This window comes from Hydrogenophaga sp. T2, assembly GCF_049843535.1.
GTDB classification, from domain to species: domain Bacteria; phylum Pseudomonadota; class Gammaproteobacteria; order Burkholderiales; family Burkholderiaceae_C; genus Hydrogenophaga; species Hydrogenophaga crocea.
Map to the genome: position 1 here is coordinate 464,377 of NZ_JBBHZJ010000002.1, position 18,055 is coordinate 482,431.

An 18,055-nucleotide genomic window follows, 5' to 3' on the forward strand; every position below is an offset into this window, starting at 1 on the left:
CCACAAAAGGCCCTGCGGGGCCTTTTGTGTTGGGTGTTCACAAAGCGCGCCCGGGGCTTCAGGCCAGCACCTGGCGCAGCAGCGTCGCCGCCAGCCCCAGCATGGTCAGGCCGATCAGCGCGTCCAGCACTTGCCAGGCACGCGGGCGCGCGAACAGGGGCGCGAGCCAGCGCGCGCCGAAACCGAGCAGGCAGAACCACAGCGCGCTGGCGGTGCTCGCGCCCGCAATGAACCAGGCGCGCAACAGGCCCGGCTGTTGCGCGCCGATGCTGCCCACGAGCAGCACCGTGTCGAGGTAGACGTGCGGGTTGAGCAGGGTGAAGGCCGCGGCCTGGGCGAGCGCGGCGCCCGCGCGCAGGCCGTGGCCGCCCTCGGCCGCCTGCAAGCGGTGCGCCTGGCGCGCGCGCCCGAGCGCCCGAAGCCCGTACCACGCCAGAAACGCCGCACCGGCCAGCGCCAGCGTGCGCGCCAGGGCCGGACGGTCGCCGAGCAGCTGGGCCATGCCCAGCACGCCCGCGGCGATCAGCACCGCGTCGGCCGCGGCGCAGAACAACACGATGGGGCCCACGTGCTCGCGGCGCAGCCCCTGACGCAGCACGAAGGCGTTCTGCGCGCCGATGGCCACGATCAGGCCCAGGCTCAGCGCCAGGCCTTGCAGGAACACCGGCCAGCCGGTCGGGAGGGGGGTATCGGGCAGGGTCATGGGCGGGATGTTCGCTCAGCCCGCCGGTCCCATGTCGAGCAGATGGCCACCGAGGCAGCCGTAGCGCGCCTGCGCGCGCTCGACCAGCCAGCCGCCCGTGAAGGCCGAGAACGCGGGCAGCACGAGCTGGCCATCGACCCGCACGAAGGCCGGGAAGCGCCCGCGCAGCCCGGGCACCCGCACCACCGGGTGCACGTGGCCGCACACGGCGAGCCGCGGTTCGCCGCCGGCGGCCGCCGGTGGTTCGGGTGGTTCGGGCGCGTGGCGGAACACGAAGGGGCCGTCGATCACCGGCCCCCGGTGAATGGCAATGCCCAGGTCGGCGCGTGCGGCCGAACGGTCGTGGTTGCCTTCGACCAGCGCGATGTGCAGCTGCGCGTGCTGCGCGCGAAAGCGCAGCCAGTCGTCGCGCCAGCGCGCGTCGGGCCGCGCCCCGTGCAGCAGGTCGCCCAGCACCCACAGTTCCTGCGCGCCCGTGGCCGCGAGCAGCGCGGCCAGGCGGTCGAGGTCGTGGCGCGTACCGCCCGCGGGCAGCGCGATGCCCGCGGCGCGGAAGGCGTCGTCCTTGCCCAGGTGCACGTCGGCCACCAGCAGGCGCTGTCGCGCCGGCCAGGACAGCGCGCGGTCGGCGTGCAGCCGCAGGGTTTCGCCCGCCAGGCTGAAGTCCAGCACGTCAAGCACGGCGGCGCCCCCGCGCGGGCGCGGGCCCGCCCTGCTGCAACTGCTCGGCGGCGCGCCGCACCCGGGCCGACCAGTCTTCGGTGCTGAGTTCGCCGCGCACCGTCTCGGCCCAGAGGGGAAACGACAGCGGCGTGAGCTGGGCCGGCGCCCGCAACACGGTGCGGCGCCCGGCGCAGCGCTGCAGGGTGGCCTGCAAGGCCACCACGTCCATCTGGGCCTCGAACACCTCGCGCTCGGCCTGGGCCAGCAGCACGTGGTCCGGGTCGTGGCGGCGCAGCACGTCGAACAGCAGCCCGCTCGAGGCCTGCAACTGCCGCAGGCTGCGCGGCGCGCCGCCCGGCAGCGACGGCACCAGCATGCCCGCCACGCGCGCGATCTCGCGGAACTGGCGTCGCGCCATTTCGCTGAGGTTGAGCGCCTCGCGCAGGTCGGCCATCAGGCCTTCGGGCGTGAGCAGGCGGCGCAGCAGGGCCTCGTCCACCGGCACACGCTGCTGGGCCTGCAGCACGAAGCCGTAGTCGTTCACCGCGAACAGGAAGGTGTTGGGCGTGGCGCGGCCCCAGCGCAGGGCGCACAGCGCGGCCATGCCCTCGTGCACCGCCCGGCCCGCGAACGGGTACACGAACAGCAGCCCGCCCGCGCTGCCGCGCGCGGGCAGGTCTTCCACCAGCAGCGTCTCGGGCGAGGGCACGGCCGAGACGCTGGCCTGCAGGTCGAGCAGCGGCCCGAGCGCGCGCAATTCGGCGGTGTCGCGCGGGCCGGCCAGCGCCGCCTGCACCGCCTCGCCCAGCTCGGTGGACAGCGGCATGCGGCCCCCCTGCCAGCGCGGCACGCTGGCCCCGGCGCGGCTGGCTGCGGCCTTGCGCACGTGGGCCGTCATGCCGTCGACCGACACCAGCTCGAGCGTGCGCCCCGCGAACTGGAAGCGATCGCGCGGCCGCAGCCGGCTGATGAAGCTCTCTTCGACCGACCCGAGCGAGGCGCCGCTGAGGTAGCGCACGTTCACCGCACCGTCGGCGGTGATGGTGCCGATGGACAGGCGGTGGCGCAGCGCCACGCGGCGGTCGGTCACGCGGTGCACGCCGTCGGCGTCGACCACGACGCGGTGGAAATCGGGGTAGTTGGCCAGCGCCTGGCCGCCGCGCTCGATGAAGGCCAGCACCGCCTGCCACTGCAGCGGACCGAGCGCCGCGAACGCATGGGTGCCGCGCACCTCGTCGAACAGCGCGTCGGCCCGGAAGCCGCCGCCAAGCGCAAGCGTGACGCAGTGCTGCGCGAGCACGTCGAGCGAGAGCCGCAAGGGGTGGCGCGACTCGATCCGGCCCTCGGCGATGGCCCGCCGCGCGGCCGCGTACTCGGCCAGCTCAAGCACGTGCGTGGGCACGCAGTGCACCGTGCTCGCGGCGCCCGGGCGGTGGTGCGCGCGGCCGGCGCGCTGCAGCAGCCGCGCCATGCCCTTGGGGCTGCCGATCTGCAGCACCAGGTCCACGCTCGGGAAGTCCACCCCGAGGTCCAGGCTGGACGTGGCCACCACGCAGCGCACGCGGCCGTCGCGCAGGCCCTGCTCGGCCTCGTGGCGCAGCGCGGCGTCGAGCGAGCCATGGTGCAGCGCGAGCGTCTCGGGTGGCTCGAGCCAGATCGAGGCCAGCGCGCGGTGCCAGAGCTCGGCCTGCGCGCGGGTGTTGGTGAAGACGATGGCGGTGCGCGCCTGCGAAAGCAGCTCCACCACCCGCCCGAGCTGCGACAGGCCCAGGTGCCCGGCCCAGGGAAAGCGCTCGCCCGCCTCGGGCAGCAGGGTCTTGAGCACCACGGGGCGCGGCCGCGCGCTGTTCACGATGGGCGCGTCGGGCCGGTGCGGCAGCAGCACGTCGCGCGCTTCTTCGAGGTTGCCCAGCGTGGCCGACAGGCCCCAGGTGGGGGCCGCGGGCGCGATCGCGCGCAGCCGCGCCAGGCACAGCTGCAGCAGCACGCCGCGCTTGTTGCCCAGCAACTCGTGCCATTCGTCCACCACCACGCCGCGCAGGCCCGCGAAGCGCGCCGCGGTGTCGGGGTACGAGAGCAGCAGCGCAAGCGATTCGGGCGTGATCACCAGCACCTCGGCCAGGCCTTCGCGCGCCAGGCGCCGGTCGCGCGAGCCCGCGTCGCCGGTGCGCCGGGCCACGGTCCAGCCCAGGCCGAGCGCGTCGATGGGCCGCTGCAGCGCCCGCGCGGTGTCGCTGGCGAGCGCGCGCAGCGGCGTGACCCAGAGCAGGCGCAGCCGCGGCGCGCCTTGGGGCGCGGCCCCGGCCGCGGGCCCTTCGCGCAGGGCGTCGATCAACACGCCGCCCAAGGCGGCCAGGGTCTTGCCGCTGCCCGTGGGCGTGACCAGCAGGCCCGATTCGCCGCGCGCCCAGTGCCGCCACACCGCGCGCTGAAAGGGCGCGGGCGTCCAGCCCTGGTCGGTGAACCAGCGCGCAAAGCGGGCGGTGGCGGCGGCGATGGAGGGGCGGCGGGGGGCGTTCAAGGCGGGCGCGGCACGGGGCAGGCGCGCAGTATGGTCGCGCCCCGCCCGGCCGGCGCGTCCGGGCCGCTCAAGGCCCAGGGCCCGCTCGGGTACCGCCGGGCCCTGGGGCCCGCCTCAGCCGTAGAACCAGCGCGCCGGCACCAGCACCAGGCTGGGGAAGAACACCAGCAGGAACATCACGCCGAACTGCACCAGCATGAAGGGCCACACCCCTTTGGTGACCGCGTCCATGCTCACCTTGCCCACGCCGGCCACGGTGCTGAGCACCGTGCCCACGGGCGGCGTGACCAGGCCGATGGCGTTGTTGATCATGAACAGCACGCCGAAGTACACCGGGTCAATGCCCGCGGCCTTCACCAGCGGCATGAACACCGGCGTGAGGATCAGGATGGTGGGCGTGAGGTCCATGGCGGTGCCCACCAGCATGGTGATCACCATCATCACCAGCAGCAGCAGCGTGGGGCGGTCGAGCAGGGGCTGCAGCAGCGCGATGAGCTCGGCCGGCAGGTTGGCGACGGTGATCATCCAGGCCGAGACCATGGCCGCCGCCACCAGGAACATCACCACCGACGTGGTCTGTGCGGCCGATCGGAACAGGCCGAACAGCTGCGACCAGCGCAGCTCGCGGTAGACGAACACCGACACCAGCAGCGCGTACACCGCGGCCACCACCGCGGCCTCGGTGGGCGTGAACACGCCGAACTTCAGGCCCACCACCACGATCACCGGCAGGCCCAGCGCAAAGGTGGCGTCGCGCGCCGCGCCCAGCATCTGGGCCAGGCTGGCGCGCGGCTGGGCCTCGATCTTGTCGTGCCGCACCAGCCACCACCAGGTGAGCCACAGCGCCGCGCCGAGCATGATGCCGGGCGCGATGCCGGCCATGAACAGGCGCGAGATCGACACGTTGGCCGCGACGCCGAAGATCACGAAGCCGATGCTGGGCGGAATGATGGGCGCGAGGATGGCGGCCGACGACAGCAGACCGGCCGAACGCGCGGGGTTGTAGCCGGCGCGCTTCATCATGGGCAGCAGCAGCGCCGACAGCGCCGCCGCGTCGGCCACGGCCGAGCCCGAGAGCGCGGCCATCATCACCGCGGCCATGATGCCCACGTAGCCCAGGCCACCGCGCACATGGCCCACCAGGGTCATGGCGAAGGCCACGATGCGCCGCGACAGGCCGCCCGCGTTCATGATCTCGCCCGCGAGCATGAAGAAGGGCACGGCCAGCAGCGGGAAGCTGTTGGCGCCCTCGATCACGTTCTGCGCCAGGATCTGCGGATCGAACATGTTCAGGTGCGCCATGAGCGCGGCGCCGCTGAGCAGCAGGGCGAACGCGATCGGCATGCCCAGGGCCATGCCGCCGAGCAGGGTGACGAGGAAGATCGTGAGGATCATGGCCGTGCCTGCGCGTGCGGCTGCTCTTCGGAGCCGGCAAAGCCCAGCAGCATGTCGTCGCTGCCGCCGCCGCCGAGCACCTGCACGAGTTCGTGCAGCACCACGAGTCCGCCCAGCACTCCGAACACCACACCGCTGGCGTAGAAGATCGCGCTGGAGACCTGCATCACCGCGCTCAACGCGTCGCGGTTGATCAGCGTCTGCTGCCAGCCGCCCAGCACCACCAGCACACACACGAACAGCATGCCCAGGCGCGCCAGCACGAAGCACAGCTTGCGGCCGCCGCGCGAGAGCCGGCCGACGAGCATGTCGGTGCCCAGGTGCTGGCGCGTGTGCAGGGCCACGAAGGCGCCGAGGAAGGTCATCCACACGAAGAGCCAGCGCGACAGCTCTTCGGACACGGTGATGCCCGAGTTGAAGCCGTAGCGCAGCAACACGTTGCCGAACACCATGAGCACCATGGCCGCGAGGCAGATCACCATCAGCCACTCGAACAGGCGGCAGATGTGTCCTATGAGCCGATTCACCATCAGGGGGTCTCCAGGGGGTCTGGGGTTCCGCGGCGCAGGGCCAGTGCCGCCGCATGGGCGAACACGATCGCGGGACCGAGGTTGATGCCGGGTCCGGGGTAGTGCGACCCCATCACCGACTGCATGTCGTTGCCCACGGCGTGCAGGCCGGGGATGGGCCCGTCGGGCCCGAGCACGCGCGCGGCCGCGTCGGTGAGCAGGCCGCGGCTGCCCGCGATGTCGCCCACCTGCAGCCGCAGCGCATGGAAAGGGCCTTCGCGCAGCGCGCGCAGGCTGGGGTTGGGCACCACCGCGGGGTCGCCGAGGTGGCGCTGGTAGGGGGTGCGGCCGCGGCCGTGGTCGCTGTCCAAGCCGGCGTCGGCCAGTGCGTTGAAGCGCGCCACGCTGCGCACCAGCGCATCGGCGGGCACGCCCATGGCCCGGGCGAGTTCGGGCAGCGTGCGGGCCCGCAGCACATGGCCTTCGCGCACGTACCGGCGCAGGCCGCGCGCCCCGGGCCGCACCAGGCCCAGGCCGTAGCGCTGCACGGCCTCGCGGTCGGCCAGCAGCCAGGCTGCCGCCTCGCCGCCGGCCGGCGCGTGGGCCAGCATGGCTTCGCCGAAGCGGTGGTAGGAGCTGCTCTCGTCGAGGAAGCGGCGGCCCTGCGGATCCACCACCAGGGTACCGGGCTTGGCGCGGTCGAGCACGAAGTGCGGGAACACCGCGGTGCTGCCGTCGCGCCGCGGGTGCACCGACACCGGCGCCCAGCAGGCGCTGCTGCCGGGCGCGTCACCCAGGCGCGCGCCCAGGCGCAGCGCATCGGTCAGCAGGGCGCCCTGCGAGGTGCCCGCGCGCGGGCTGTGGCGCACGGCCGGGGGCAGCCAGCGCGCGCGCCAGTCGGGGTGGTCGTTGAAGCCGCCGCCGGCCATCACCACCGCGCGGCGCGCCCGGCAGATCAGCGTGGTGCCGTCGCGCTGCAGCCGCACGCCGCAGACGCGATCGCCGTCGTGCAACAGGCCCAGCGCGGCGCTGCGCGTCCACACCGGCACGCCGCGCTCGCGCAGTGCTTGCAGCAGCCATCCCACGAGCGCATTGCCCATCACCAGCCGCGTGCCGCGCGGGTGGCGCAGGCGGTCGGCGGCGTGGCGCGCGAGCAGGCCCGCGGCGTGCCGCAGCGAGGCCCAGGAACGGCCCATGGCCAGCAGGTGGCCGATGTCGGTGCGGTCGACCATCATGCCGCCGAGCACGGTGAACTCGGGAATGGGCGGCCGCAGGCGCGCGAAGTCCGCGCCGAGCCGGCGGCCGTCGAAGGGCGGGCATTCGAGCACGCGGCCCGCGGTGCTCGCACCGGGCAGGTCGCCCAGGTAGTCGGGGTGGTGGGCAAAGGCGCGCAGGGGCACGCCGGCTTCGGATTCGAGCCGCTGGACCGCGTCCGCGCCCAGGCGCAAGAAGGCCTCGCGCAGCGCGGTGGGGCTCTCTCCCTGCGTGGCCGCGGCCAGGTAGGCGGCGGCGCGTTCGGGCGTGTCGCCGGCCGCGGCGCCATGCGGCGTGTTGGGGATCCACATTGCCCCCGCCGACAAGGCGCTGGTACCACCGATCCAGGGGCTCTGTTCGAGCACCAGCACGTCCAGGCCGTCGAGCGCCGCGAACAGCGCGGTGGCCAGGCCGGCCGCGCCCGAACCCACCACGATCACGTCGTGCTCATGCGCTTGCGGGGTGTTCATGAGCGGCCCACGGCTTCGAGCAGCGCGCGCGCGCCGCGGTGCAGCGCACGCGCCTTGTCGAGCGGCGATCGCGCATCGGCCAGCGGCGCTTCCACCGACACCACCAGGCCTTCGGGCAGCGCGCGCAGCATGCCGCGCAGGTCCAGCCCGCCTTCGCCGGGCACCAGCCGCGCCTCGCGCGCCTGGCGCAGCAGCTCGGCCTCGTCGCTTGGCCGCTGCGCGGGCGCGTCGCAGATCTGGAAGTAGCTCCATTGCGCGGCGGGGATAGCCGCCAGCGCCCCGGCCCCGTCGCCCGAGCGGTCGAGGTGGATGGCGTCGACGATGAGCCCGCCCCCGGCCTCGGCGGCCAGGGCGAGCACGCGCTGCGCCGACGCGAGGTCGCGCACGCCGCGCCAGGGCATGAACTCCAGGCCCATGCGCAGACCATAGCGCCGGCCCAGCACCGCGAGCTCGGCGAAGCGCTCGGCCAGGCGCGCCTCGTCGTGGCCGTCGCCGGCCACCAGCACATGGCGCGCACCCAGGCGGGCGGCGGCTTCGAACAGGGCCTCGTGGTCGGCGGCCACGCTGTCTTCGCGCAGGCCCACGAGTTCGACGTCGTGCACCGCCGCGCCGAGGGCGTCCAGGCGGGCCAGCGTCTCGCGCATGAGGGGCGAGCGCCCGAGCATGGGGAACACGGCCTGGCCGGGCATGGCCGCTGCGAGCCTCAGGCCGACCAGACCAAAGCCGGCGGCGGCCGCGGTCTCCACCACCTGCGGCGGCGAGAGTTGCAGCACGCTCAGGTGAGCGAGGCAGAGCGGGTGTGCCATGCGCGGCAGACCTCCAGGGTGCGGGCGATGCCCTCGGCCAGCGGCGTGACCGGCAGGGCCGCGATGTCGGGATGGGTGGCGCCCTGCGCGATGTCGGGCGACAGCGCCAGCGGCGGGCCTTCGCTGCCCAGCCTGGCGTCCGGGCACTGGCGCCGGATCTCGTCGATCACCGCGTCCACCGCGTGCACCTCGCCCACCAGGTCGGCCAGATGGGCGCCGGCCAGCGGCAGACGCAGCGCGTGTTCGATCACGCGCACCACGTCGTCCACGTGCACCATGCCCGCGCGGCCGCTGAAGGGCACGCGGTAGGGTCGGCCCTGCACCGCGGCCTCGCAGGCCAGGCTCACGCCCGCGCTGGCGCCGAGTTCGCGCCCCGGGCCATAGACCACGAAGGGGCGCAGGCCCAGGCTGCCGATGCCGGCGTCGTGCCACCAGGCGCGCGCGCTGCCTTCGCAGGCCAGCTTGAACGCGCCGTAGTGCGTGGTGGGTTCGGGGTGGCGCGCGTGCTCGGGGCCGAACACGCCGGCCGAGCTCGCGTAGATCACGCGGTGAATGCCGTGCCGGTGCGCGGCATCGAACACGTTGAGCGTGCCCAGCAGGTTGACGCGCGCGCCCTGCGCGGGCGCCTCGCGGCAGAAGGGCGTGAGCACGCCCGCGAGGTGCACCACCGCGTCGCAGGCGGTCGTGGCGCGCACCACGGCCTCGGCGTCGCACACGTCGGCGCGGCACCAATCGATGCGCTCGAGCGGCACGCCGATGCGCTGCAGCAGCGCCGAGGGCGCGGCCAGGTCGAGCGCCCGCACGGCGTGACCGGCTTCGGCCAGGCGACGCAGCGTCCAGGCGCCCACGAAGCCGTTGGCGCCAGTCACCAGCAGCTTCATGCCATGTCCGTGGGCAGGGCCGAATAGGCGAGCGCGTAGCGGCCGTGCACCACGTCGCGCGCGCCAAGCGCGGCGAGCGCGCCGGCGCTCAGCGCGCCCTGCGCGAGCGCGTCGAGGGCGCGGGCGTCGTAGCCCGTGACCACCAGCACCCAGTCGGCCACGGCGTCGCCGCCGCGGATCTTCTGCTCCGCGGTCTGCGCGATCGGCGGCGCGCGGTGGCGCAGCAGGTGCGCGCCCGTGAGCCCGGGCTGCGAGGGCCATTCGCGCAGCCAGCCGGTGAGCCGCGCGCGCAGGCCGCCGGGGGCCTCGGCCGCGTCGGCCTGCGTGGGCGACAGCCGCACCGTGAGCGCTTGCGCGGCGGTGACCGCGCCCTGCGTGGCCAGCACCTCGCACTGGCTGCGCACCATGCGCAAGTGCAGCGGCATCATGCTGACCGACCAGGGCGTGGGCGCGTTCAGCCGCGCCAGGTAGGCCGGCGAGCCCAGCACGGCGTGGTCCTCGAGTTCGTACATCACGAACACACCGGGTCCGCCGCCGGCCTCGCGCCAGCGCGTGGCGCGGCGAAAGCCCGCGATGCCCAGGCGCTCCGGAAAATGCTCATGCGCATGCCAGTGGCAGAAGCCGTCGAAGCCATCGGCCCCGACCTCCCACCACATGGCGAGCGCCGCCTTGCCCAGCAGTGCCATGGATCACTTCCCGCCGCGCAGGCGGGCCAGTTCGTCGACGACCTGCTTGTAGACGCCCTCGCCCACTTCGCGCGAGAACTTGTCCACCACCGGCTGCACCTTCTGGCGCAGGCGCGCGAGCTCCTGCGGCGAGACCTCGTTGACCTGCATGGTCTTCTTCAGGCCCTCGACGGCCTGCGCCTCCTTGGCCAGCGTGGCCTCGCGCTGCACCTTCTTCGCCTCGTCGGCGGCCTCGCGGATGATCTTGCGCTCGGCCTCGGACATGGCGTCCCAGGTCTTCTTGCTCATGAGCAGCGGCATGCCGGTGTACACGTGGCGCGTGAGCGAGAGGAACTTCTGCACCTCGGCGAACTTGGCCGACTCGATCACGCCCAAGGGGTTGTCCTGGCCGTCCACGGTGCGCGACTCGAGCGCGCCGTAGAGCTCGCCGAAGGTCATGGGCACGGGGTTGGCGCCCAGCGTGGTGAACAGGTCGACGAAGATCGGCGAGGCGATCACGCGGATCTTCAGGCCCTGCACGTCTTCGAGGCGCGCGATCGGGCGGCGGCTGTTGGTCATGTGGCGAAAGCCCAGGTCCCAAACGCCCAGGCCGACCACGCCGTGCGGCGCGAGGTCTTCCTGCATCTTGCGGCCAATGGGGCCGTCGGCGATGGCATAGGCCTCCTGCGCGTTGTTGAACAGGAAGGGCAGGTCGAACACCATCTGCTGCTTGTCGATCGACGCCACCAGGCCGGTGGCCATGGACGTGAAGTCCAGCGTGCCGCCGCGGATTGCCGACAGGTTCTGCGGGTCGCTGCCCAGCACCGCGCCGGGGAACAGCGTGACCTTCATCTTGCCGCCGCTCTTTTGCGCCACCGCGTCGGCGAACTTCTTCGCGCCGGTGCCGAAGGGGTGGTCCTGCGCGAGGCTGAAGGCGAAGCGCAGGTTGCGCTCCTTGATGTCCTGGGCTTGCGCGGCCACCGCGCCGCACAGCGCTGCGCCCGCGACGAGGGCCATGAACGCACGGCGCAGGGGATGGAAGCGATGGGAATGCATGGGCTTGTCTCCGGTCTGGGTGTGAAAGCCGCGCATCATGCACATTTTGTGAATGCCTTTCAAATTTTTGATATCTTTCAAAATTTGAAAGCTGCGATGATTCTCCCCACGATCCCTGCCCACGACGGAGACAACGCATGAGCGGCTCGCTCGAAAAATCCCTGGCCATCCTCGAGTACCTCGCGAACCACCCCGACGGCGCGCCGCTGGTGCAGATCGCCACCGCGCTCAACCAGCTGCGCAGCGGCTGCCACCGCACGCTGCACGAGCTGATCCGCTTCGGCTACGTGCGCCAGCTGCCGCAGCGCGGCGACTACGCGCTGAGCACCAAGCTCGCCTCGCTGGGCCTGAGCTACCTGAGCCGCTCGGGTGTGGTCGACATCGCGCAGCCCGTGATCAACCGGCTGGCCGAAGCCACCGAAGAACTGGTGCGGCTCGCGGTGGTCGACGGCGAGCGGCTCACGCTCATGGCCAAGGCGCAGGGCGCGCGCAGCGGCCTCAAGTACGACCCCGACATGGGCATCGACCTGCGCCTGTCGTGCAGCGCCGCGGGCCACGCCTGGCTCATGACGCTGTCCGAGGACGCGGCCATCGCCTGCGTGACGCGCCAGGGCATGGGTGACCCGCGGCATTTCGGCCCCAACGCGCCCACCAGCATCAAGGCCCTGCTCAAGATGCTCGACGAGCACCGCAAGCGCGGCTACAGCCTGATCCAGGACGTGTACGCACCGGGCATGAGCTCGATGGCCGCGCCCGTGGCCCGGCCCAAGGAGCCGGCCACCGGCGTGGTGGTGATCGCCGGGCCGTCGTCGCGCCTGACGCACAAGCGCATGCTGGGTTTCGCGCCGCTGCTGCTGACCGCGGCCAGCGAGCTCGCCGACGCGGGCAATGCCTCGCCGCTGCTGAAGGCCGCGAACGTGGGCACCTGGGGCAATGTGGGCGAGGCCGCGGCGGCGGCGCCGGCACGGCGGCCCGCGCGCCCGCCGGCCAAGGCCACGCCGCAGGGCCGCGTCAACCGGGCACGCTGAGCCAGCGCGCGAGCCACTGACCCAGACCGCGGCGGCGCGGGGCCTCCGGTGGTGGCGGCTCGATGCCCAGCCGGGCCAAGCGCCCCAGCACGCTGGCCATGCCCACATGGCGCGCGGCCTCCACAGGCGTCATGCCGTCGAACTCGGAATGCAGGCGCGGATTCGCGCCGTGGTCGAGCAGGTGGTGGGCCACGGCCTCCTGGCCCGCGAGGATGCAGGCCACGAGCGGCGTGGACAAAAACTCGGGGTGGGCGTAGTTCACGTCCACCCCGTTCTTCGCGTGGTATTGCACGAGGGCGAGATCGCCCTCGCACGCCGCGTTGAAGAGCTCCTTCCAGTCGCCTCCGGACATGCACGGCCTCCTTGATGTGTCAGCCGTGCATTGTGGCGGCGATCGGTCAGCGCGTTCAGTTCATGAACGCCTCACGCTCCATGGGCGAGAGCGCCAGGTTCTGGTTCTGCACCGAGCGGGCCGCGGCGAACTGCATCTGCTGCAGCTGTTCCTCGGTGGGCACGGGCATCAGTTCGCCCTGGGCCACCAGGCCCATGCGGTAGGCCTCCTGGGCTTCGGCCTGCACGTAGGCGCGGCTCAGGTAGCTGTTGCTGCGGGCCTGGTGCTCGGGCGCTGTGGCCTCGCCGCGTTCGATCAGGCCGGCCTGTTCCAGGCCCACCACGGGCGACTGCACCTGGCTGCGGGTGGTGTCGCTCTGCACCTCGGTGCTGGTGAACTGCAGCGGCTCCTCCTGCAGGGTCGGGCCTTGCAGCGGGCCTTCGGCGAAGCTGGCGCCGGCCGCCACACCCAGGGCCAGGGCGATGGGGAAGAGGACACGTTGCGATGCTTTCATGGCGATTCCTTTCAGCGGGTTGGATCGGAGATTCGAGGCCCGCCGCGCGGCGGCCGGCCCTGAAACCCCAGTGTTCCCGCGCGCCGGTGCCGCGGCTGTAGGACATCGCGCCGTGTCCGGGGCGGACAAGGCCGACCGTGCGCCTCAGCCCGGGCCGGCGTCGCGCGTGGCCTGGCGCATGAGCTCGATGAAGCGCTGCGCGCCCAGGCCCATGGGCCGCTCGCTGTGCCAGACCACGTCAACCCACACGCGCAGCTCGTTGCTGATGTTGCCGAAGCGGATCTCGGCCAGCGCCCCCGCCGCCACCAGCGGTGCCACCAGCCGCCGCGGCAGGTAGGCCCAGCCCAGGCCGGCCTGCACCAGACTCAGCGTGGCCAGGTGGCTGTCGGTGCGCCAGATGTGGCGCGACAGCAGCAGCCGCGGGTCGCGGCCCTTGGGATCGCGGCCGGCCACCGCGATCTGCCGCACGTCGATCAGGTCGTTGAGCTGCAGGCTGCCCTGGCGCGCGCGCGCCTCGGGGTGCTCGGGCGAGATCACCGCGACCAGCACCTCCTGGCCAAGCTCCTGGAAACCCTCGCGCTCGTCGGTGCCCGGGCGCTCGAACACCAGCGCCAGCTGCGCTTCGCCCGAGTGCAGCATCTTGAGCGCGTCGGCCTGCGGCGCCGAGAGCACCTCGACGATCAGCGCCGGAAATTCCGTGGCCAGCACCGCGAGCGGCTGGCTCCAGGGCGCCGACAGCAGTTCGGGCGCGATGGCGATGGTGAGCTGGCGCTCCAGCCCCTGGTGCAGGGCCTGCGCGTGCGCCTGCAGCCGCCGCCACTGGCCCGCGATCTGGCGCGCCTGCGGCTCGAGCGCGCGCGCCGAATCGGTGGGCCGCGGCTCGCGCGTGCTGCGGTCGAACAGCGTGAGGTCGAGCTCGGCTTCGAGCTGCGCGATGGTCATGCTCACGGCCGAGGGCACGCGTCCGAGCTGGCGCGCCGCGGCCGAGAACGAGCCCGCGTCGAGCACCGCCAGGAACACGCGCAGGTTGTCGCTGGTGAAGGCCATGACCCCAAACCTATCAGAATTTCTGAAAGCTTCCGACTTTTTTGTTCAGAAACAGACACATAAGATGCCCGCATTGCCCCCGCCAACCGGCCCGGGGTGCCGCCATCCCGGAGCGTTCGCCATGCAAGGCCTCCGACGCAAAGTCGTCTACCTCACCCTTTACGAAGCCATCGCCATCGTGTCGTCGAGCGCCGGCCTGGCGCTGCTTTCGGGCAGCGGCATGGGCCACGCGAGCGTGGCCGCGGCGGCGGCCTCGGTGATCGCCGTGGTGTGGAACCTGGTCTACAACACCCTGTTCGAGCGCTGGGAAGCGCGCCAGACCACCAAGGGCCGCAGCGTGCTGCGCCGGGTGGTGCACGCCGTGGGCTTCGAAACGGGCCTGGTGGTGACGCTGGTGCCGCTGTTCGCCTGGTGGCTGGGCATCACGCTCTGGCAGGCCTTCGTGCTCGACCTTGGCCTGATCGTGTTCTTCCTCATCTACACCTTCGTGTTCAACCTGGCGTTCGACCGCGTGTTCGGCCTGCCGGCCTCGGCCGCGCCGGCGCAGGCCTGAGCCGCGCGCTCAGGAGTCCTGGAACAGGCTCTCGCGCACGCCCGACCCGTCAGGCAGCGCGAAATCCTGGCGCACCGCGCGCCCGAAATAGCCCTGGCGCACCGCCTGGCTGGTCTGCCAGGCCGCGATGGTGTTCTGCGCGCGCTGCGTCTCGAGCAGGCGCATGGCCGGGGTGCGGAAGTAGATGATCAGCGCGGCCTCGCGCGCGTTGAAACCCTCGCTCTGTCCGAGCGCGATCACGGCGCGCCGCAACTGCGGGTTCACCGTGTTCGACGCGATGCCCAGCTCGCCCAGAGCGAAGCGCAGCGCGATGCGGAACCAGAGCGTTTTGAACATGCCGTCGATTGGAGCAGCGCCGGCGCGCGCGCGCATCGGGACATGCCCCGAGCCTCGCCCATCGGGGGGAAAACCCGGGCCGCGGCGCGCGCGGATGCGGCATGCGCGCAACGCATGCGATCGGCGCCCGGTCAACGCGCGATGTGCGGGTGCTTCGCGAACTGCTCGGCCGCCCACTCCACGAAGGCCCGCACCTTGGCGCTCAGGTGGCGGTTGGGCGGGTACACCACCCACACCGGGATCGCAGGCACCTGCCAGTCTTCGAGCACGCGCACCAGCTCGCCGCGCTCGATGTGCGGGATGACCGAGAAGCTGCCGGTCTGGCCCACGCCCAGGCCGGCGAGCAGCGCGGCCGTCATGGCGTTGCTCTCGTTCACCGCGAGCCGGTAGCGGCCCGCGATCTCCAGCCGCTCGCCGTCCTTCTCGAATTCGTTCGGGTAGAGCCGGCCGGTGCGCGTGGAGAAGTAGTTGATCAGCGTGTGTTCGTCCTCGAGCTGCCCCGGGTGCGTGGGCGCGCCGTGGGCCGCGATGTAGGCGGGCGAGGCCACGGTGAGCAGGGGCACGTTGCCGATGCGCCGCGCCACCAGCGACTGCTCCTGCAGCTCGCCGCCGCGGATCACGCAGTCCACGTTGTCGGTGATCAGGTCCACCGGCCGGTCGCTCACGCCCATGTCCAGGCGGATGTCGGGGTAGCGGCGGTAGAAGTCGGGCAGCGCGGGAATGATGATCTGCCCCGCGACCGAGGCGCCCACGTCCACGCGCAGCCGCCCGCTCGGGCTGGCCTGCGCGTTGCTCATGCTGGCCTCGATGTCGTCGAGGTCGTTGAGCAAGCGGCTGGTGCGCTCGTAATAGGCCGCGCCGTCGGGCGTGACCGTGACGCGCCGCGTGGTGCGGTTGAGCAGCTTCACCTTCAGGCGCGCTTCCAGGTGCTGCACCAGCTTGGTCACCGTGCCCTTGGGCAGGTCGAGCGATTCGGCCGCCTTGGTGAAGGTGCCCGCTTCCACCACCCGCGCGAACACGCGCATCGATTGGATCTGATCCATGCCTCTCTCCTGCGGTCGTGCCGCTCAGGGGGCGGATTGTTCGTGCATTGGAAACAGACCTGTGGTCATCAAGGGCTTTTTTCGCGCCGGGGGCCTGCCTATAGTCGCCGCCATGGTTTCCACTGCCGCCCATTCCACAACGCCGACCACCACCGAGACCCTGAGCCTGCCGGGCCAGGCGCCGATGGCGCTGCGCGTGTGGGGCCGCAAGCCGCGGGGCGCGCGGCTGCCGCTGGTGCTGCACTTCCACGGCGGCACCTTCACCAGCGGCGACACGGACAGCGGCGCCTGCCTGGCCGAGCTGCTGGCCGAGGCCGGCGCCATCGTGGCCTCGCTCGACTACCCGCTCGCGCCCGCGCACCGCTTTCCGGTGGCGGTGGAAGCGGGCCACGCCGCGCTGGGCTGGCTGCACAAGCAGCGCACGCGCCTGGCGGGCAAGGACGCGCCGCTGTTCGTGGCCGGTGAAGAGGCCGGCGGCAACCTTGCGGCCGCCGTGGCGCTGATGGCGCGCGACCGCGCCGCGCCGCCGCTGGCGGGCCAGATCCTGGTGGCGCCCATGCTCGACCCCTGCAACGCCACCGCCTCGCTGCGCGAGAAGCTGGGCAGCTGCACCGAATGCAAGTGGGCCGACGGCTGGCAGCAGTACCTGCGCGGCCCCATGGACGCCGAGCACCCCTACGCCGTGCCAGGCCTCGCGCAGCGCCTCGCGGGCCTGCCGCCCACGCTCATCCTCACGAGCAGCGACGACCCCCTGCGCGACGAGGCCCTGGCCTACGCCGAGCGCCTGCGGGGCGCGGGCATCGCCGTGCACGGCGGCCTGCTGCAACCGGCCACGGGCTGGCCCGAATCGCTGAGCGAGCAGCCCGCCGACGCCTGCCCCTTCGCCGACGACGTGCGCGCGCAGCTGCGCGCCTTCCTGCAGGCCACCGCGCCGCCGCCTTCGTGATCGCGGCGGCCGCGCGCCGCCCGCCCCTTCCGCCGCATTCCCCTGGTTTCCCCCATCGCTCCCCCGGCCACAAGCCGGGGCGGGCCGCTGTTTTCTTTTTTCTCAGGAAAGCCCTCACCATGTCCCGCTCTCCCCTGTTCCCGCGCCGCCTCTGGTGGCCCACCGGCACCGCGATCGCGGCCATCGCCGTGGCCGTGTTCGTGCTCACGCAGAAAGCCCCGAGCGCCCAGGCGCAGGCGCCCGCGGCGCCGCCGCCCCTGCCGGTGTCGGTGGCCACGGTGGAGGCCACCGAGGTCGCGGCCTGGCAGGCCTTCTCGGGCCGGCTCGAGGCCGTGGAGCGCGTCGAGGTGCGCTCGCGCGTGGCCGGCGCGGTGCTGGCCACGCACTTCCGCGAAGGCGCGCTGGTGGCCAAGGGCGATCTGCTGGTCACCATCGACCCCGCGCCCTACGAGGCCGAACTCGCGCGCGCCCAGGCCCAGGCCACGGCCGCGCAGGCCCGGCTCACGCACGCCAGCGGCGAATACGCGCGCTCGCAACGCCTGTGGGAGGACAAGGCCATCGCCCAGCGCGAGCTCGACGACCGCCACAACGCGCTGCGCGAGGCCGAGGCCAACCTGCTCGCCGCACAGGCGCAGGTGCAGGGCGCACGCCTGAACCTGGGCTACACCCAGGTGCGCGCGCCCGTGGCCGGCCGCATCGGCCGGCTCGAAGTGACCGTGGGCAACCTGGTGGCCGCCGGCCCGGGCGCGCCGGTGCTGGCCCACCTGGTCTCGGTGAGCCCCATCTACGCGAGCTTCGACGCCGACGAACAGACCGTGACCCGCGCGCTCCAGGGCCTGGGCGCGCGCGCCACGCTCGAGCGCATTCCCGTGCGGATGGGCACGGGCGAGGGCGCCGACACGCCTCACACCGGCCAGCTCCAGCTCATCGACAACCAGGTCGACCCGCGCAGCGGCACGGTGCGCGTGCGCGCCGTGTTCCCCAACACCGACGGCCGCCTCATTCCCGGCCAGTTCGCGCGCATCCGCATGGGCGAGCCGCAGCGCAGCCGCGCGCTGCTCGTGAGCGAACGCGCCGTGGGCACCGACCAGGACAAGAAGTACGTGCTCGTGGTGGGCGATGACAACAAGACCGCCTACCGCGAGGTGCGCCTGGGCGCGAGCGTGGACGGCCTGCGCACCGTGCTCAGCGGGCTCGAGCCCGGCGAGCGCATCGTCGTCAACGGCCTGCAGCGCGTGCGCCCCGGCGACGTGGTGCAACCCCAGCCCGTGCCCATGAACGCGCGCGCCGGGCAAACCCAGCAACTCGCCGCGGCCAAGCCCTGAGCCGCCGGA

19 protein-coding genes are annotated in these 18,055 nt (G+C 72.9%); 4 read left to right on the forward strand and 15 right to left on the reverse strand.

Going from position 1 to position 18,055, the window contains the following annotated elements:
• Positions 1-58 precede the first annotated feature (58 nt).
• The 10 genes from WDZ95_RS05850 to WDZ95_RS05895 all read right to left on the reverse strand — a co-directional run bounded on the left by WDZ95_RS05850 (position 59) and on the right by WDZ95_RS05895 (position 10,923).
• Positions 59-703: a LysE/ArgO family amino acid transporter gene (locus WDZ95_RS05850; protein ID WP_425776886.1), complete on the reverse strand. Its 645-nt coding sequence runs from the start codon at positions 701-703 to the stop codon at positions 59-61.
• A gap of 15 nt (positions 704-718) precedes the next feature.
• On the reverse strand, positions 719-1,384 hold the full coding sequence (gene pdeM, locus WDZ95_RS05855) for a ligase-associated DNA damage response endonuclease PdeM (RefSeq protein WP_425776888.1): 666 nt from the start codon (positions 1,382-1,384) through the stop codon (positions 719-721).
• Entirely contained in the window at positions 1,377-3,887 is a 2,511-nt protein-coding gene (locus WDZ95_RS05860; protein WP_425776890.1) for a ligase-associated DNA damage response DEXH box helicase, read from the reverse strand. The genes pdeM and WDZ95_RS05860 overlap by 8 nt, the downstream gene beginning before the upstream one ends.
• A gap of 114 nt (positions 3,888-4,001) precedes the next feature.
• Positions 4,002-5,282 (reverse strand): TRAP transporter large permease subunit, encoded by a 1,281-nt coding sequence (locus tag WDZ95_RS05865; RefSeq protein ID WP_425776892.1) that lies wholly within the window; start codon positions 5,280-5,282, stop codon positions 4,002-4,004.
• Complete coding sequence (locus WDZ95_RS05870; protein ID WP_425776894.1) at positions 5,279-5,812, reverse strand: TRAP transporter small permease; 534 nt, start codon at positions 5,810-5,812, stop codon at positions 5,279-5,281. Before WDZ95_RS05870 ends, WDZ95_RS05865 begins: the two co-directional genes overlap by 4 nt.
• Entirely contained in the window at positions 5,812-7,515 is a 1,704-nt protein-coding gene (locus WDZ95_RS05875) for an FAD-dependent oxidoreductase (RefSeq protein ID WP_425776896.1), read from the reverse strand. The genes WDZ95_RS05870 and WDZ95_RS05875 overlap by 1 nt, the downstream gene beginning before the upstream one ends.
• Positions 7,512-8,321 (reverse strand): sugar phosphate isomerase/epimerase family protein, encoded by an 810-nt coding sequence (locus WDZ95_RS05880; protein ID WP_425776898.1) that lies wholly within the window; start codon positions 8,319-8,321, stop codon positions 7,512-7,514. The genes WDZ95_RS05875 and WDZ95_RS05880 overlap by 4 nt, the downstream gene beginning before the upstream one ends.
• Positions 8,291-9,202, reverse strand: a complete 912-nt coding sequence (locus WDZ95_RS05885; protein WP_425776900.1) for an NAD-dependent epimerase/dehydratase family protein — start codon at positions 9,200-9,202, stop codon at positions 8,291-8,293. The genes WDZ95_RS05880 and WDZ95_RS05885 overlap by 31 nt, the downstream gene beginning before the upstream one ends.
• Positions 9,199-9,888, reverse strand: a complete 690-nt coding sequence (locus WDZ95_RS05890; RefSeq protein WP_425776902.1) for a hypothetical protein — start codon at positions 9,886-9,888, stop codon at positions 9,199-9,201. The genes WDZ95_RS05885 and WDZ95_RS05890 overlap by 4 nt, the downstream gene beginning before the upstream one ends.
• A 3-nt stretch (positions 9,889-9,891) precedes the next feature.
• On the reverse strand, positions 9,892-10,923 hold the full coding sequence (locus tag WDZ95_RS05895; protein ID WP_205710682.1) for a TRAP transporter substrate-binding protein: 1,032 nt from the start codon (positions 10,921-10,923) through the stop codon (positions 9,892-9,894).
• 137 nt (positions 10,924-11,060) lie between these two features.
• Between WDZ95_RS05895 and WDZ95_RS05900 the strand changes: the two genes are divergently transcribed.
• Positions 11,061-11,951, forward strand: coding sequence for an IclR family transcriptional regulator (locus WDZ95_RS05900; RefSeq protein ID WP_425776904.1), 891 nt, complete (start codon positions 11,061-11,063; stop codon positions 11,949-11,951).
• Here the strand turns inward: WDZ95_RS05900 and WDZ95_RS05905 are convergent.
• The 3 genes from WDZ95_RS05905 to WDZ95_RS05915 all read right to left on the reverse strand — a co-directional run bounded on the left by WDZ95_RS05905 (position 11,935) and on the right by WDZ95_RS05915 (position 13,843).
• Positions 11,935-12,303 (reverse strand): ankyrin repeat domain-containing protein, encoded by a 369-nt coding sequence (locus WDZ95_RS05905; RefSeq protein WP_425776906.1) that lies wholly within the window; start codon positions 12,301-12,303, stop codon positions 11,935-11,937. The two genes, WDZ95_RS05900 and WDZ95_RS05905, sit on opposite strands and share 17 nt — an antisense overlap.
• 55 nt (positions 12,304-12,358) lie before the next feature.
• Positions 12,359-12,796, reverse strand: a complete 438-nt coding sequence (locus WDZ95_RS05910) for a DUF4148 domain-containing protein (RefSeq protein ID WP_425776908.1) — start codon at positions 12,794-12,796, stop codon at positions 12,359-12,361.
• Between the two features lie 144 nt (positions 12,797-12,940).
• Positions 12,941-13,843, reverse strand: coding sequence for a LysR family transcriptional regulator (locus WDZ95_RS05915; RefSeq protein ID WP_425776910.1), 903 nt, complete (start codon positions 13,841-13,843; stop codon positions 12,941-12,943).
• Between the two features lie 121 nt (positions 13,844-13,964).
• Between WDZ95_RS05915 and WDZ95_RS05920 the strand changes: the two genes are divergently transcribed.
• Entirely contained in the window at positions 13,965-14,396 is a 432-nt protein-coding gene (locus tag WDZ95_RS05920) for a PACE efflux transporter (RefSeq protein WP_425776912.1), read from the forward strand.
• A gap of 9 nt (positions 14,397-14,405) precedes the next feature.
• Here the strand turns inward: WDZ95_RS05920 and WDZ95_RS05925 are convergent, their stop codons facing one another.
• Both WDZ95_RS05925 and WDZ95_RS05930 read right to left on the reverse strand, forming a co-directional pair.
• A complete protein-coding gene (locus WDZ95_RS05925) occupies positions 14,406-14,732 on the reverse strand; it encodes a hypothetical protein (RefSeq protein ID WP_166230050.1) in 327 nt (108 codons plus the stop codon).
• Positions 14,733-14,863: 131 nt separating this feature from the next.
• Positions 14,864-15,775 carry a LysR family transcriptional regulator gene (locus WDZ95_RS05930; RefSeq protein WP_287470243.1) on the reverse strand — a complete coding sequence of 304 codons (912 nt, stop codon included), beginning with the start codon at positions 15,773-15,775 and terminating at the stop codon, positions 14,864-14,866.
• Between the two features lie 112 nt (positions 15,776-15,887).
• Between WDZ95_RS05930 and WDZ95_RS05935 the strand changes: the two genes are divergently transcribed.
• Complete coding sequence (locus WDZ95_RS05935) at positions 15,888-16,721, forward strand: alpha/beta hydrolase (protein WP_425776914.1); 834 nt, start codon at positions 15,888-15,890, stop codon at positions 16,719-16,721.
• Positions 16,722-16,840: 119 nt separating this feature from the next.
• Positions 16,841-18,046 (forward strand): efflux RND transporter periplasmic adaptor subunit, encoded by a 1,206-nt coding sequence (locus WDZ95_RS05940; protein ID WP_425776916.1) that lies wholly within the window; start codon positions 16,841-16,843, stop codon positions 18,044-18,046.
• Positions 18,047-18,055 lie beyond the last annotated feature (9 nt).